This window comes from Pseudomonas sp. MPR-R2A5 (assembly GCF_058793055.1).
Genome location: NZ_JBXAFK010000043.1, coordinates 12,249 through 25,917 on the forward strand (window position 1 = coordinate 12,249; position 13,669 = coordinate 25,917).

The window sequence follows — 13,669 nt, forward strand, 5'->3', positions numbered from 1 at the left end:
ACAATGAAATTTCTCGACTTCTTTCGCGCCAACAAAAAGCCAAGTACCGCGTCGGTAGCGAAAGAGCGTCTACAGATCATCGTGGCGCACGAACGCGGCCAACGCAGTACACCGGACTACCTGCCAGCCTTGCAGAAGGAATTGGTAGAGGTGATCCGCAAGTACGTCAATATCGGCAACGATGACGTGCATGTCGCCCTGGAAAACGACGGCAGCTGCTCGATTCTGGAACTCAATATCACCCTGCCTGATCGTTGATCGAAAGGGCGGTCGCCACGGCGGCTCCGTCACCCTGATGCCTTTGCGGGCATCGGGTGGTCGAGCCGCCGTTGGCGTTTGTTACGAGGCTGTTTAATGCCGTTGTCCAACATCCATATTCTTCATCAGGACGATGCCGTCCTGGTGGTGAACAAGCCGACTTTGCTGCTCTCGGTGCCTGGCCGCGCCGATGACAACAAGGATTGCCTGATCACCCGCCTGCAGGAAAACGGCTACCCCGAAGCCCGCATCGTCCATCGCCTGGACTGGGAAACCTCGGGCATCATCCTGCTGGCCCGGGACGCCGATACTCACCGCGAGCTGTCTCGCCAGTTTCACGATCGCGAAACCGAAAAAGCCTACACTGCCCTGGCCTGGGGCCAGCCGGCACTGGACAGCGGCAGCATCGACCTGCCCCTGCGCTATGACCCGCCGACCAAGCCGCGGCATGTGGTCGACCACGAATTCGGCAAACATGCGCTGACCTTCTGGAAGGTGCTGGAACGTTGCGGCGACTGGTGCCGCGTCGAGTTGACGCCGATCACGGGGCGTTCCCACCAGTTGCGGGTGCACATGCTGTCCATCGGCCACCCCTTGCTCGGCGATGGCCTGTACGCCCATGAACAAGCCCTGGCCGCCTGGCCACGCCTGTGCCTGCACGCGAGCATGCTGAGCTTTACCCACCCGCAAAGCGGCGAGCGTTTGCGCTTCGAGTGCCCAGCCCCGTTCTAAAGCTGCAAACACAGTAAATGTGGGAGGGGGCAGCCCCCGATTGCGGAGTGTCAGTCACTGTATTTGTTGACTGGGCCACGGCAATCGGGGGCAAGCCCCCTCCCACATTTGTGCTGTGCACTTCTTGCCATCGGACGGTAAACTCCGCGCATTGCTGTCTGGAGCTATTTATGCGCGAAGCGTTGAATCAAGGCCTGATCGACTTCCTCAAGGCCTCCCCTACTCCTTTCCATGCCACCGCGGCCCTGGCCCAGCGCCTCGAAGCCGCCGGTTTCCAGCGTCTCGACGAGCGCGAAACCTGGGCCACCGAAGCCAACGGGCGCTATTACGTCACCCGCAACGATTCCTCGATCATCGCCTTCAAGCTCGGCCGTCACGCGCCACTGCAAGGCGGCATCCGCCTGGTTGGCGCCCACACTGACAGCCCGTGCCTGCGGGTCAAGCCGCAGCCTGAGCTGCAACGCCAGGGCTTCTGGCAGTTGGGTGTGGAAGTCTACGGCGGTGCGCTGCTGGCGCCGTGGTTCGACCGCGACCTGTCCCTGGCCGGGCGCGTCACCTTCCGCCGCGACGGCAAGGTCGAAAGCCAACTGATCGACTTCAAGCTGCCCATCGCGATCATCCCCAACCTGGCCATTCACCTGAACCGTGAAGCCAATCAGGGCTGGGCGATCAACGCCCAGACCGAGTTGCCGCCGATCCTCGCGCAGTTTGCCGGCGATGAACGCGTGGACTTCCGCGCCGTGCTCACCGAGCAACTGGCCCGCGAACACGGCTTGAATGCCGATGTGGTGCTCGACTACGAGCTGAGCTTCTACGACACCCAGAGTGCTGCCGTGATCGGCCTGAACGGCGACTTCATCGCCGGCGCGCGCCTGGACAACCTGCTGTCGTGCTACGCCGGCCTGCAAGCCTTGCTCACCAGCGAGACCGATGAAACCTGCGTGCTGGTGTGCAACGACCACGAAGAAGTCGGTTCCTGCTCGGCCTGCGGTGCCGACGGCCCGATGCTGGAACAGACCCTGCGCCGCCTGCTGCCTGAAGGTGATGAATTCGTACGCACCATTCAGAAATCGCTGTTGGTTTCAGCCGACAACGCCCATGGCGTGCACCCGAACTACGCCGAGAAGCATGACGCCAACCACGGGCCCAAGCTGAATGCGGGCCCGGTGATCAAGGTCAACAGCAACCAGCGCTACGCCACCAACAGCGAAACCGCCGGTTTCTTCCGCCACCTGTGCATGGCCGAGGAAGTCCCGGTACAGAGCTTCGTGGTGCGCAGCGACATGGGCTGTGGCTCGACCATCGGCCCGATCACTGCCAGCCACCTGGGCGTGCGCACCGTGGACATCGGCCTGCCGACGTTTGCCATGCATTCCATCCGCGAGCTGTGCGGCAGCCATGACCTGGCGCATTTGGTCAAAGTACTCGGCGCGTTCTACGCCAGCCACGACCTGCCCTGATCCAAAGGCTGAATGCAGTTAAACAGGTGGGAGGGGCGGTGCGATGATTCGACTTGCCCCCTCCCACATTTGGCTTCGCGTACACCTGATCTATATCACCTGCATTTCCCACAATCCCACCTAGACTTGTCACTATTCCCACTCTGACAAGGCCATCGCCTCATGATCACCATGTCCTCCTTCCACGCCATGCTCATCCCTATCCTGATCGGCATGATCATGCTCGCGGTTGGTTTTAACTTTCGTGACAAGCCCCTGGGTGTGTTCGGCATGTGGATCGGCATGCTGTTGATCCTGGGCACCGTGGTCTACAAGATCCTCGCCAAACTGGCCGAATGACAAATGCACTCGCATTGGGCATAGCGGCCTCGTACACTCGGTCAACTCGTCGTTTCCAAGGTTGACCGCCTCCGTGCTTTCCCGTCTGTTCGCTCTGCCCTGCTACCTGCTGATCGCCCTGCTCACGCTGCTGCCGCTCGCACCTGCCCAGGCCGTGAGCTTGCCCGGCTTGCTGAGCAGCACCAACAAGACCCAACCCCAGGCCGATGTGCCCCTGGGGCAGTCGTTGGACGAGGTGATCAAGACCCTGGAAAACGACCAGCAGCGCACCCAACTGCTGAGCGACCTGAAGAAGCTGCGCGAAGCCACGCAAAAAGCCCAGCCGGCCGCCGAACAAGGCGTGCTCGGGTTGATCGGCAGCACGCTGTCGGACCTCGAGCAACAATTTTCCGGGGACGACAGCCCGATCAGCCGCTGGTCCAACGAGGTTGACCTGGCCAAGGATGAACTGAGCGCACTGATACTGCCGGCCAATGAATGGCTCCCCATCATTTTCGGTTTCGCCGTGATCCTGGCGGTGTGGAGCCTGCTCGCCGCCGCGTTGATCTGGCTCAGCCACCGCGTGCGCGAGCGCTTCGGCCTGCCCGAGGAATTGCCACAACACCCGCGCACCTGGGACATGCTGCGCTTCGCCCTGCGCAAGCTGGGGCCTTGGCTGATCGCCCTGGTGATCACCGTGTACCTGAGCTATGCACTGCCGTCGTCCCTGGGCAAATCCCTGGCAATGGTGCTGGCCTACGCACTGGTGGTCGGTACGTGCTTCTCGGCGATCTGCGTGATCGCGTTCTCCCTGCTCGACGGCCCGCACCGCCACCGCGCGTTGTATATCCTGCGGCACCAGGCGTTCCGTCCACTGTGGTGGATCGGTAGCTTTGCCGCCTTTGGCGAAGCGTTGAGCGACCCCAGGCTGGTCACGGCGCTCGGCCAGCATTTGGCTCATACCGCAGCGACCGTGGCCAATGTGATGGCTGCGCTGTCCACCGGTGTGTTTATCCTGCGTTTTCGCCGGCCGATTGCGCACCTGATCCGCAACCAGCCGCTGTCCCGACGCCTGACCCGCCGCGCCCTCAGCGACACGATCGAAATCATCGGCACCTTCTGGTTCATCCCGGCCCTGCTGCTGGTGGGTATCTCGCTGTTCGCCACCTTCGTCTCGGCCGGCGACACCAGCACCGCCCTGCGCCAGTCGCTGCTGTGCACCGTGTTGCTGGTGCTGTGCATGGTGATCAACGGCCTGGTCCGACGCCACGCGCTCAAACCGCAACGCGGGCACAAGCGCCATGCGCTGTACTCCGAGCGCCTGAAAAGCTTCGTCTACACCCTGGCCCACCTGGCGGTATGGCTGGCATTTATCGAGCTGGGGCTGCGAGTCTGGGGCTTGTCGCTGATCCGCTTTACCGAAGGCGATGGTCATGAAGTCGCCGTCAAGCTATTCGGCCTGGCGGGCACCCTGCTGTTCGCGTGGCTGATCTGGATTCTCAGCGACACCGCGATCCTCCACGCCCTCACCCGCTCGCGCAAAGGCCTGGCCAATGCCCGTGCGCAGACCATGATGCCGTTGATCCGCAACGTGCTGTTCGTGACCATCTTTATCATCGCGGCCATCGTTGCCCTGGCGAACATGGGCATGAACGTCACGCCACTGCTGGCCGGTGCCGGTGTAATCGGCCTGGCCATCGGTTTTGGTGCGCAGTCGCTGGTGGCGGACTTGATCACCGGCCTGTTCATCATCATCGAGGATTCCCTGGCCATCGATGACTACGTCGACGTCGGTGGCCACCTCGGTACCGTCGAAGGCCTGACCATCCGCACCGTACGCCTGCGCGATATCGACGGCATCGTCCACACCATCCCATTCAGCGAAATCAAGAGCATCAAGAACTACTCGCGGGAGTTCGGCTACGCGATCTTCCGGGTCGCGATCCCCTACAACATGGACATCGACAGCGCGATCAAGCTGATACGCGACGTCGGCCATAAAATGCGCAACGACCCGCTGCAGCGTCGCAATATCTGGTCGCCCCTTGAGATTCAGGGCGTGGAGAGCTTCGAGTCGGGCAGCGCGATCCTGCGCGCACGCTTCAAAACCGCGCCGATCAAGCAGTGGGAAGTGTCGCGGGCGTTCAACCTGTCACTCAAGCGCCATCTGGACGAAGCCGGGCTCGACCTGGCCACGCCGCGCTTGAGTGTGCAGGTGGTGACAGGGGCTGCGGGTGGGCTGGAAAAAGACAAGAACGTATAAGGGGTACAGGCCTGTTGTGGGAGCAGACCTCTGGTGGGAGCGGGTCTGTTGTGGCGAGCGGGCTTGTTGTGGCGAGCGGGCTTGCCCCGCGTTGGGCTGCGAAGCAGCCCCAATCAAGAAGCACTCGGTGTATCAGGTACAACTCAGCGGCTGGTCTTGGGGCCGCTGCGCAGCCCAACGCGGGGCAAGCCCGCTCGCCACAACAAGCCCGCTCGCCACACATCAAGCCAGCCTTCCACATCAAGCCCGCCTTCCACATCCAGCAGGCTTGCCCCAGGTTTTGTGTCAGCCCAGCGCGGCGCCGTCCATCTTCTGGCGCAGGCTCAGCGGGCGCATGTCGGTCCAGGTTTCCTCGATATAGGCCAGGCACTCTTTCTTCAGGCCGCTCTTGCCCACGGTACGCCAGCCTTCCGGCACAGCCTTGTAGTCGGGCCAGATGGAGTACTGTTCTTCATGGTTGACCACTACTTGGAACAGGATGTCGTCGCGGTCAAATACTGAGGTCATTGCGGTTCTCCGTCGCTCAAAGGCTGGCTGCGCACCACGCGCAGCGCTGATATCTGTAGAAACGTACCAAGACGTTGAAAAATTAGAGGCTGGCGACCGCCGCCGCCAATGCACGCCCGAAGATCTCGGCGACGCGGTCGATTTCCACGGCCGTGATCACCAGCGGCGGCAGGAAGCGCACCACGCCGCCATGTCGGCCACCCAGCTCCAGGATCAGGCCGCGCTTGAGGCATTCACGCTGTACCAGCGGTGCCAGTTGGCGATGCACCGGTGGGTGGCCCTGGATATCGAGGGGGCCGTGCGGGTCCACCAGCTCTACGCCGAGCATCAACCCACGGCCACGGATATCGCCCAACTGCGGGAAGTCGCGCTGCAGGAGGCGCAGGTGCTCGCCGAGGCGCTCGCCCATCGCCGCCGCATGGCCGGCGAGGTCATGGTCCTTGAGGTAGCGCATCACCGCCGACCCCGCCGCCATGGCCATCTGGTTGCCGCGGAAGGTTCCGGCATGGGCGCCGGGCAGCCAGGTGTCGAGCCAGTCGCGGTACACCACCACCGCCAACGGCAGGCTGCCGCCGATGGCCTTGGACATCACCACCACGTCCGGGATGATCCCGGCGTGTTCAAAGGCGAACATTTTGCCGGTGCGGCCGAAACCGCTCTGGATCTCATCGACGATCAACGCCACGCCGGCCTGCTCGGTGATACGGCGCAAACCGCGCAGCCAATCGAGATCGGCCGGGATCACGCCGCCCTCGCCCTGCACCACTTCGACGATCACCGCCGCCGGCAACAACACCCCGGCTTCCGGGTCGGTGAGCAGGTTTTCCAGGTAATGCAAGTTGACCCGAACCCCTTGCGCGCCGCCCAGGCCGAACGGGCAGCGGTAGTCGTAGGGGAACGGCAGGAACTGCACGCCATTACCGAGCAACGCCCCCAGGGGTTTCTTCGGACCCAGGCTGCCCATCAGGCTCAAGGCACCCTGGCTCATGCCGTGGTACCCACCCTGGAACGACAACACCGTGCTCCGGCCGGTCGCGGTGCGCACCAGTTTCAACGCGGCTTCCACCGCATCGGTGCCGGTGGGGCCGCAGAACTGGATCTTCGCTTCACGGGCCAATGCTGGCGGCAACAGACCGAACAGGTCCTGCACGAACTGGTCCTTGACCGGCGTCGTCAGGTCGAGGGTGTGCAACGGCAATTCATCGCTCAGCACTTGCTGGATGGCGGCGATCACCACCGGGTGGTTATGCCCCAACGCCAAGGTGCCGGCGCCCGCCAGGCAGTCGATGAAGCTGCGCCCTTCCACATCCTCCACGTAGATCCCCTTGGCGCGCTTGAGCGCCAGGGGGATACGCCGTGGGTAACTGCGGGCATTGGACTCCTGCTGGCGTTGACGGGCCAGCAGCGGCGTTTCTTCGAACTGGTAGAGCGTTTCTGCGGGTGCCGGGCTGACAAGCGCCTGGGCGTCTTCGATACGGCTGGTAGCGACTGACATCTCTCGATCCCTCAATACGCTGATGATGGTGACCAAACTGCCGATCCGTTGGCGTCTGGCCCAAGGGCATGCGCACGGATTTCCTGTTCTGGAAACGCACCAGCGAGAGGAGGATTTAGGAGAAGTGATTGTTGACTGAGGCATGAGGATCAAAATGTGGGCGGGGCAAGTCGAATCGTCGCCCCGCCCCTCCCACCTTTGAACGGTGCGGGGCTTCAAAGCCCAAGGTACTTTTCATTCAAGGCATACAGAATCGCGCAGGTTTCGACATCCAGGAACCCGCAGTAATCCCGCGGCCGAAAGTGCATCTGAAATGCGCGGGTCCTCAGTTCAAACCCATGGCGGTTCTGCGCCGGCTTATAGCCGTAGCGCTGGAATGCCCGCTCCACCTCCACTTCAGGCGGTAAGCCGAGACAGAACCGGCGCTGGTACATGGCTCGCGTCGACTCGTCAAACCACGCCCCGATTCCCGCCTCGAACAAGCGGCGCCACGGCAGCCGGGGCCCCGGATCGCTCTTGCGCCCATAGGCCACATCAGAATGCCCGAGCACGTCGGTCGGCCCGATCTGTGGGTAACGCTCGAGAATGTCACGCAGCAACTCGATCAACACCTCGACCTGCTCCTCGGCGTAACAGGGAAAGGTAAACCCACTGGCGTCATCCCGCGCCTGATTGACGATTTCGATGCCAATCGAGCGACTGTTGAGGTTATCCCGCCCCCCCCATTGGCTCACCCCGGCATGCCAGGCACGCTTGTCCTCGTCCACCAGGCGAAACACGCGCAATTCGTCATAGCCGGCCGTGCGGTAGCCGGGCTCATCGGGGTCGGGCAGCAAGTAATGCGCACTGACCCCGTTCCGGGTCAGGGTGTGCAAGGAGGAGGCGAAGGGTGCCGCGGTGTAATGCAGGATCACTTGGCGCACAGGTTCGCCATTGCGTTCGTTGAAGTCCCGGGAGGGAAAACTGGTATCGATCACCAACATAAGAGCTGTCCTTTTCAACACAGGCCGAGTCATTCAGCCCGTTCAAGCGCAAAAAAATTACCGCCATCCTGAAGGGTTGAACCTCAGGAGGGCGGTAACTATGTGTGACACTTGAAAAAAGGGTGATCAGCGCCGCAGGGGCATGCCCAGGTCAACTCGCAGGCCATCCGGCTGGCTGTCGAATGTCAACGAGCACGAACAGCGCTGCACGATCGCTTGCACGATCGCCAGGCCCAAGCCGCACCCTTCGCTGTTGCCATTGCGCCAGAAACGCTGGGTCAGGTATTGCAGGTCTTCGGCGGATATCTGCGTGCCATGGTCACGCACACGAAACACCACCTGGTCGGCGGTGGTGGATACATTGAGTTCCACCCGGGTAGCCGCCGGGGTGTGGCGCAGGGCGTTGTCCAACAGGTTGCGCAGGGCCGCAACCGCCAGGCCCACCGGCATTTCCACCGGGGCACTTGAGAGGTTGTCCGGCAGGATCAGGTCGATCCGCGAATTGTCACCGGCATTCGCGTCCTGGATCGCCAGCCGTGCAACCTCCTCGGCACTGGATTGCATGCCATCGTCAAACGACAGGCTGCCCTCCACCCGCGCCAGCAGCAGCAATTGTTCGAGGGTGCGGTGCAGACGGTCGGCGCCCTCCTCGGCGTGGGCCAGGGACTGGTCGCGGGCAGCGCCCTCGGTCATGCGGGCCACTTGCAGGTGGGTCTTGATCGCCGTCAGCGGGCTGCGCAACTCGTGGGCGGCGTCGCCGGTGAGGCGGCGTTCGCGCTCGATGGTCTTGGCGATGCGTTGCAACAGTTGGTTTTGCGTGTCGAGCAGCGGCTTGAGCTCGCTGGGCAGCGGGTGGATCTGCAACGGCTCAAGGGAGTCGGCACTGCGGCGCATCAACGCGTCACGCATGCGGTTGAGCGGCAGCAGGCTCTGGCCGATGCCCAGCCACAGCAGGCACAAGCAGCCCAACAGGGCCACGCCCACCGGCACCGAGGCCGCCAGCAGGATCGACAGGTTCAAGGCTTCCCGCTCCACCTGGCGGTCGGCGGTGGTGATGAACAGGTCGCCACGGGCCAGGGTGAAGCTGCGCCACGCCGCGCCGTCGATGATCTGGTCACGGAAACCACTGCGGTGGGATTCCAGGCCCTGGTCAGGGGTAGTGTGGCTGCGCGCCAGCACCTCACCGCGCAAGGAGCTGACCTGGCATGCCATGCCCCCCGGCACGTTGAGTTGTTCGGCACTGAAATGCTTGCCCTCGGCGGTGCTCGCCAGGCCGGGCATTTGCTCCATCAAACCAGCGACCATGCGCGCGGACGCCACCAGGCGCTGGTCGAGGGAAAACATCATTTGGTTGCGCAGATCATTGAGCATCCAGGCAGCCGCCAGGGCCCAGATCAGCACAAAGGCGGCGCCGAGCTTGAACGTCAGCCGCAGTCGCAGGCTCATCACGAAACCTTCTCTCCCGTCTCGGCCGGGCCGCCATCCGCCGGCCCCAGGCGATAGCCCAGGCCGCGCACGGTCTCAACGATGCCATTGCCCAATTTGCGCCGCAGGTGGTGGATGTGCACGTTGAGCGCGTTGCTCTCCAGCTCGTCGTTGAAACCGTAGACGCTGTCCTTGAGCTGCTCGCTGGAGAGCACTCGGCCTTTGTTGTGCAGCAGGGCTTGCAGCAACGCTTGTTCGCGGCGCGACAAGTCCACAGGCTGCCCGCCCAGGAAGGTCTCGCGGCTGCTGGGGTTGTAGGTCAGTTGGCCATGCTCGATCAGGTTGACGCTACGCCCGGCCACCCGCCGCAGCAGAGTTTGCAGGCGCGCGGCGAGTTCGCGCAGGTCGAAGGGCTTGAGCAGGTAGTCGTCGGCACCGGCCTGCAGGCCGTCGACGCGGTTGGTTACCGAGTCGCGCGCGGTGAGGATCAGCACCGGGATCTCCAGGCCCTGGCTGCGCTGTTGCTGCAACAGCTTGAGGCCGTCTTCGTCGGGCAGGCCGAGGTCGAGCACCATGATGTCGAAGGTAGCCGCCTTGAGCATCGCCCGCGCCGCTGCCGCCGAGGCCACGCGCTCGACCGTAAAGCCCTGGGCGCCGAGGCCGGCCACGATGCCGCTGGCGATCAGTTCGTCGTCTTCACAGACCAGTACGTGCATGCTGAACCCTTCATGAAAGATGGGGGTGATTAAAAGTGCTGCGGATTAAGCAGCGATTATGCCGCGAAAAGAAGCCCCCTCAGACATTCCCTACACTTTAGAATAGCGCCCGGTTAATCATCGGTTAATCAACACCACACATTGTGTGCCTCACTTGCATCGAACTAAGGCTTGACCATGCGGCATTTGTTTATCGTTCTGCTGGCGTTATTCGCAGGGTTCGTCCAGGCCGCGCCGGGCAACCCATTCGAGACCAAACCCGACTTCCTCCCGGTGGGCAAAGCCTTCACTTTTACCTCCGAACGCCTGGAGTCCGGTGAAACCCAGTGGTATTGGCAGATCGCCGACGGCTATTACCTGTACCAGCAGCGCATGAAGTTCGACGGCCTGGCTGAAAAGCCGCCGCTGCCCCAAGGCGAAGCCCATAGCGATGAGTTCTTCGGCGAGCAGCAAGTGTATCGCCAGGGCCTGGAAGTGAAGATCCCCGCCGGGACCACCGGCAAGGTCAAGCTGGGCTGGCAGGGCTGTGCCGATGCCGGCCTGTGCTACCCGCCGCAGTCGATCACCGTGGACCTGGGGGGCAACCCCGCCGTGGCCGCTACCGCCGAAGCCCAGGACCAGAGCCTGGCCAGCGGCCTGCAACAACGCAGCCTGGGCTGGAGCCTGCTGGTGTTCTTTGGCCTGGGCCTGCTGCTGGCGTTTGCCCCTTGTTCATTGCCGATGTTGCCGATTCTCGCCGGGTTGGTGGTCGGCAGCGGTGCCAGCCCGCGTCGTGGCTTTGCCCTGGCCGGCAGTTATGTCGTGTGCATGGCGCTGGTGTATGCCGCGCTGGGCGTAGTCGCCGCCCTGCTCGGCAGTAACCTCGCCGCGCTGCTGCAAACCCCGTGGATTCTGGGCAGCTTCGCTGCGTTGTTTGTGATCCTGGCCCTGCCGATGTTCGGCTTCTTTGAACTGCAACTGCCGGTGGCCCTGCGCGACCGCCTGGACAACGTCAGCCGTAACCAGAGTGGCGGCAGCCTGATCGGCGCCGGAGTACTCGGCGCCCTCTCCGGCCTGCTGGTCGGCCCGTGCATGACCGCGCCCCTGGCCGGTGCGCTGCTGTATATCGCGCAAAGCGGCAATGCCCTGCACGGCGGCCTGATCCTGTTCGCCATGGGCATCGGCATCGGTGTGCCGCTGTTGCTGCTGGTGACCGTGGGCAACCGCTTCCTGCCCAAGCCGGGCACCTGGATGAATGTGCTCAAGGGGATCTTCGGCTTCCTGTTCCTGGCCACCGCCATACTGATGATTCGTCCGGTCGTCGATGAAGCCCTGTGGCTGGGCCTGTGGGGTGTACTGGCCTTGGCCATGGCCTATTGCGGCTGGCGCCTGGCACAGGATTTCGGGCGTGTCGCCATGCTGTCCGGCGCCGGTTCCGTGGTACTGGGGTTGTGGGGCGGCCTGCTGCTGGTGGGCGCGGCAGGTGGCAGCGATGACCTGTGGCAACCGTTGAAGGTCTACAGCGGCTCGCGCGCTGTCGCCGGCCCTACCGCCCACGACGCGTTCATGACCATCAACGACCCAGCCGTGCTGCAAAGCCAGCTCGACAGCGCCAAGGCCCAGGGCCAATGGGTGCTGGTGGACTACTACGCCGACTGGTGCGTGTCGTGCAAGATCATGGAGAAACAGGTATTCGGCAAACCCGAAGTCCTCGACGCCCTGAAGGACGTGCGCCTGCTGCGCCTGGATGTCACCGCCGACAACGCCGCCAGCCGCGAGCTGCTCGGCCGTTACAAGGTGCCAGGGCCGCCGAGCTTCGTGTGGATCGGCCCTGACGGCGAAGAACGGCGTGCCCAGCGCATCACCGGCGAAGTGGATGCCGCGGCCTTCCTGCAACGCTGGACCCAGACCCGGGGCGCCCTCTGATGCTGACCCTGACCATCGGCACCTTCGCTATCGCCCTGAATCACATCCTGCTGATCAGCGCGCTGATTCTCGCCACCCTGGTGGGCTGGCGCGTGGCCAAGCGTGGCGGGGAAAACCCCGAGTCGGTGCTGTTCAGCCTGTTCCTGCTGGGCATGCTCAGCGCGCGGGTCAGCTTCGTACTGATGTATTGGAGTTACTACAGCAACGACCCGCTGCAGATGGTCGACCTGCGCGACGGCGGCTTTCTGGCCTGGCCGGGCGTGATCGCGCTGATCCTCGGCGCGCTGCTGTACGGCTGGCGCCGCCCGGCCCTGCGCAAGCCGCTGAGCGCCGGGGTAATCACCGGCCTGGTGTTCTGGGGCATGACCAGCCTGTCCCTCAGCGTGTATGAAAAAGGCACACGACTGCCAGACATCACCTTGCGCAACGCCAACGGCGAGGTGGTGCAATTGGCCGACTATCAAGGCGGGCCGCTGGTGATCAACCTGTGGGCCACCTGGTGTCCGCCCTGCCGTCGCGAAATGCCGGTACTGGAAAGCGCCCAACGCATGCGCCCCGACGTGACCTTCCTGTTCGTCAACCAGGCCGAGAGCATGCAAAGCGTCAGCACCTACCTGGCCACCCAGGGCCTGAACCTGGACAACGTGCTGTTCGATGCCAGTGGTCGCCTGGGCCAGGCCGTGGGCTCCATGGCCTTGCCGACCACGCTGTTCTACCAAGCCGATGGACGCCTGATCAACAGCCACCTCGGTGAACTGTCCCAGGCCAGCCTGGCCCGTGCCATGGAACCCTTCGACTCCGCCCCCGCCGCCACGGCCCCCTCAAGGAAACCGACATGCCCCGCCTCCGCCACCTGCTGACCCTGCTGCCACTGAGCCTGGCCGCCACCCTGGCCCAGGCCGAAGACTGGCCGGCACCGATCAAACAGATCGAAGCCAAGGGTGCCAAGATCATCGGCAAATTCGATGCACCCAGCGGCCTCACCGGCTACGCCGCGCAGTATCAGAACCGTGGCATGGCCCTGTACCTGACCGCCGACGGCAAAAGTGTGATCGCCGGCAACCTGTACGACGCCCAGGGTAATGACCTGAGCAGCGCGCCCCTGGAAAAACTGGTGTACGCGCCGATGGCCAAGGAAGTCTGGGCGAAGATGGAAAAGAGCCACTGGATCCAGGACGGCGACAAAAACGCCCCCCGCACCGTCTACCTGTTCAGCGACCCCAACTGCCCGTACTGCAACATGTTCTGGGAACAGGCGCGGCCATGGGTGAAAGCCGGCAAGGTGCAGCTGCGACATATCATGGTGGGGATTATTCGCGAGGACAGCCCAGGCAAATCCGCTGCGCTGCTGGCCAGCAAAGACGCGCCCAAGGCCCTGGAAGAACACGAAGCCGCCGGTAAAGGCAGCAAGCTCAAGCCGCTGGAGAAAATCCCGGCGGATATCCAGGCCCAACTCAATGCCAATATGCAGTTGATGGATGACTTGGAGTTGTCGGCAACCCCGGCGATTTTCTACCTGGATGACAAGGGTGGCTTGCAGCAACAGCAAGGCGCGCCGTCGCCGGATAAGTTGGTGAAGATTCTTGGACCGAAATAAGCCGCGCCTG

The 13,669-nt window shown here is 63.3% G+C and carries 13 protein-coding genes; 8 read left to right on the plus strand and 5 right to left on the minus strand.

The genetic code is table 11. From position 1 onward, the window contains the following. Window positions 1-3: 3 nt before the first annotated feature. The 5 genes from minE (at window position 4) to AC1Q6I_RS25800 (ending at window position 5,031) form a co-directional block, all read left to right on the plus strand. Window positions 4-258: a cell division topological specificity factor MinE gene (minE, locus tag AC1Q6I_RS25780; protein ID WP_003175252.1), complete on the plus strand. Its 255-nt coding sequence runs from the start codon at window positions 4-6 to the stop codon at window positions 256-258. A gap of 96 nt (window positions 259-354) precedes the next feature. Beyond that, entirely contained in the window at window positions 355-990 is a 636-nt protein-coding gene (locus AC1Q6I_RS25785) for an RluA family pseudouridine synthase (RefSeq protein WP_003192838.1), read from the plus strand. Window positions 991-1,160: 170 nt separating this feature from the next. Then, window positions 1,161-2,450, plus strand: coding sequence for a M18 family aminopeptidase (locus AC1Q6I_RS25790; protein WP_024076656.1), 1,290 nt, complete (start codon window positions 1,161-1,163; stop codon window positions 2,448-2,450). A gap of 162 nt (window positions 2,451-2,612) precedes the next feature. Beyond that, window positions 2,613-2,789: a hypothetical protein gene (locus AC1Q6I_RS25795; RefSeq protein ID WP_017845812.1), complete on the plus strand. Its 177-nt coding sequence runs from the start codon at window positions 2,613-2,615 to the stop codon at window positions 2,787-2,789. 73 nt (window positions 2,790-2,862) lie between these two features. Continuing rightward, the gene (locus AC1Q6I_RS25800) at window positions 2,863-5,031 is read left to right on the plus strand and encodes a mechanosensitive ion channel family protein (protein WP_024076657.1); all 2,169 of its coding nucleotides are present in this window, start codon (window positions 2,863-2,865) and stop codon (window positions 5,029-5,031) included. Window positions 5,032-5,316: 285 nt separating this feature from the next. On the opposite strand, the gene AC1Q6I_RS25805 is transcribed toward AC1Q6I_RS25800, so the two are convergent. From AC1Q6I_RS25805 to AC1Q6I_RS25825, 5 genes are all read right to left on the minus strand, one after another. Further along, window positions 5,317-5,538, minus strand: a complete 222-nt coding sequence (locus AC1Q6I_RS25805; RefSeq protein ID WP_024076658.1) for an MbtH family protein — start codon at window positions 5,536-5,538, stop codon at window positions 5,317-5,319. An 82-nt stretch (window positions 5,539-5,620) separates the two neighbouring features. Next, window positions 5,621-7,033: an aspartate aminotransferase family protein gene (locus AC1Q6I_RS25810; RefSeq protein WP_024076659.1), complete on the minus strand. Its 1,413-nt coding sequence runs from the start codon at window positions 7,031-7,033 to the stop codon at window positions 5,621-5,623. Window positions 7,034-7,248: 215 nt separating this feature from the next. Further along, window positions 7,249-8,016, minus strand: a complete 768-nt coding sequence (locus AC1Q6I_RS25815) for an N-acetylmuramoyl-L-alanine amidase (RefSeq protein ID WP_024076660.1) — start codon at window positions 8,014-8,016, stop codon at window positions 7,249-7,251. 126 nt (window positions 8,017-8,142) lie between these two features. Then, window positions 8,143-9,462, minus strand: a complete 1,320-nt coding sequence (locus tag AC1Q6I_RS25820) for an ATP-binding protein (RefSeq protein WP_041160988.1) — start codon at window positions 9,460-9,462, stop codon at window positions 8,143-8,145. Continuing rightward, complete coding sequence (locus AC1Q6I_RS25825; RefSeq protein WP_102625756.1) at window positions 9,462-10,157, minus strand: response regulator; 696 nt, start codon at window positions 10,155-10,157, stop codon at window positions 9,462-9,464. The genes AC1Q6I_RS25820 and AC1Q6I_RS25825 overlap by 1 nt, the downstream gene beginning before the upstream one ends. A gap of 177 nt (window positions 10,158-10,334) precedes the next feature. Here AC1Q6I_RS25825 and dsbD point away from each other — a divergent pair, with 177 nt between their 5' ends. The 3 genes from dsbD to dsbG are packed head-to-tail and all read left to right on the plus strand — an operon-like array spanning window position 10,335 to window position 13,659. Continuing rightward, window positions 10,335-12,062, plus strand: a complete 1,728-nt coding sequence (dsbD, locus tag AC1Q6I_RS25830; protein WP_069076731.1) for a protein-disulfide reductase DsbD — start codon at window positions 10,335-10,337, stop codon at window positions 12,060-12,062. After that, the gene (locus AC1Q6I_RS25835) at window positions 12,062-12,922 is read left to right on the plus strand and encodes a TlpA disulfide reductase family protein (protein ID WP_102650800.1); all 861 of its coding nucleotides are present in this window, start codon (window positions 12,062-12,064) and stop codon (window positions 12,920-12,922) included. Before dsbD ends, AC1Q6I_RS25835 begins: the two co-directional genes overlap by 1 nt. Continuing rightward, window positions 12,898-13,659, plus strand: a complete 762-nt coding sequence (gene dsbG / locus AC1Q6I_RS25840) for a thiol:disulfide interchange protein DsbG (protein ID WP_024076665.1) — start codon at window positions 12,898-12,900, stop codon at window positions 13,657-13,659. Before AC1Q6I_RS25835 ends, dsbG begins: the two co-directional genes overlap by 25 nt. Window positions 13,660-13,669: the final 10 nt, after the last annotated feature.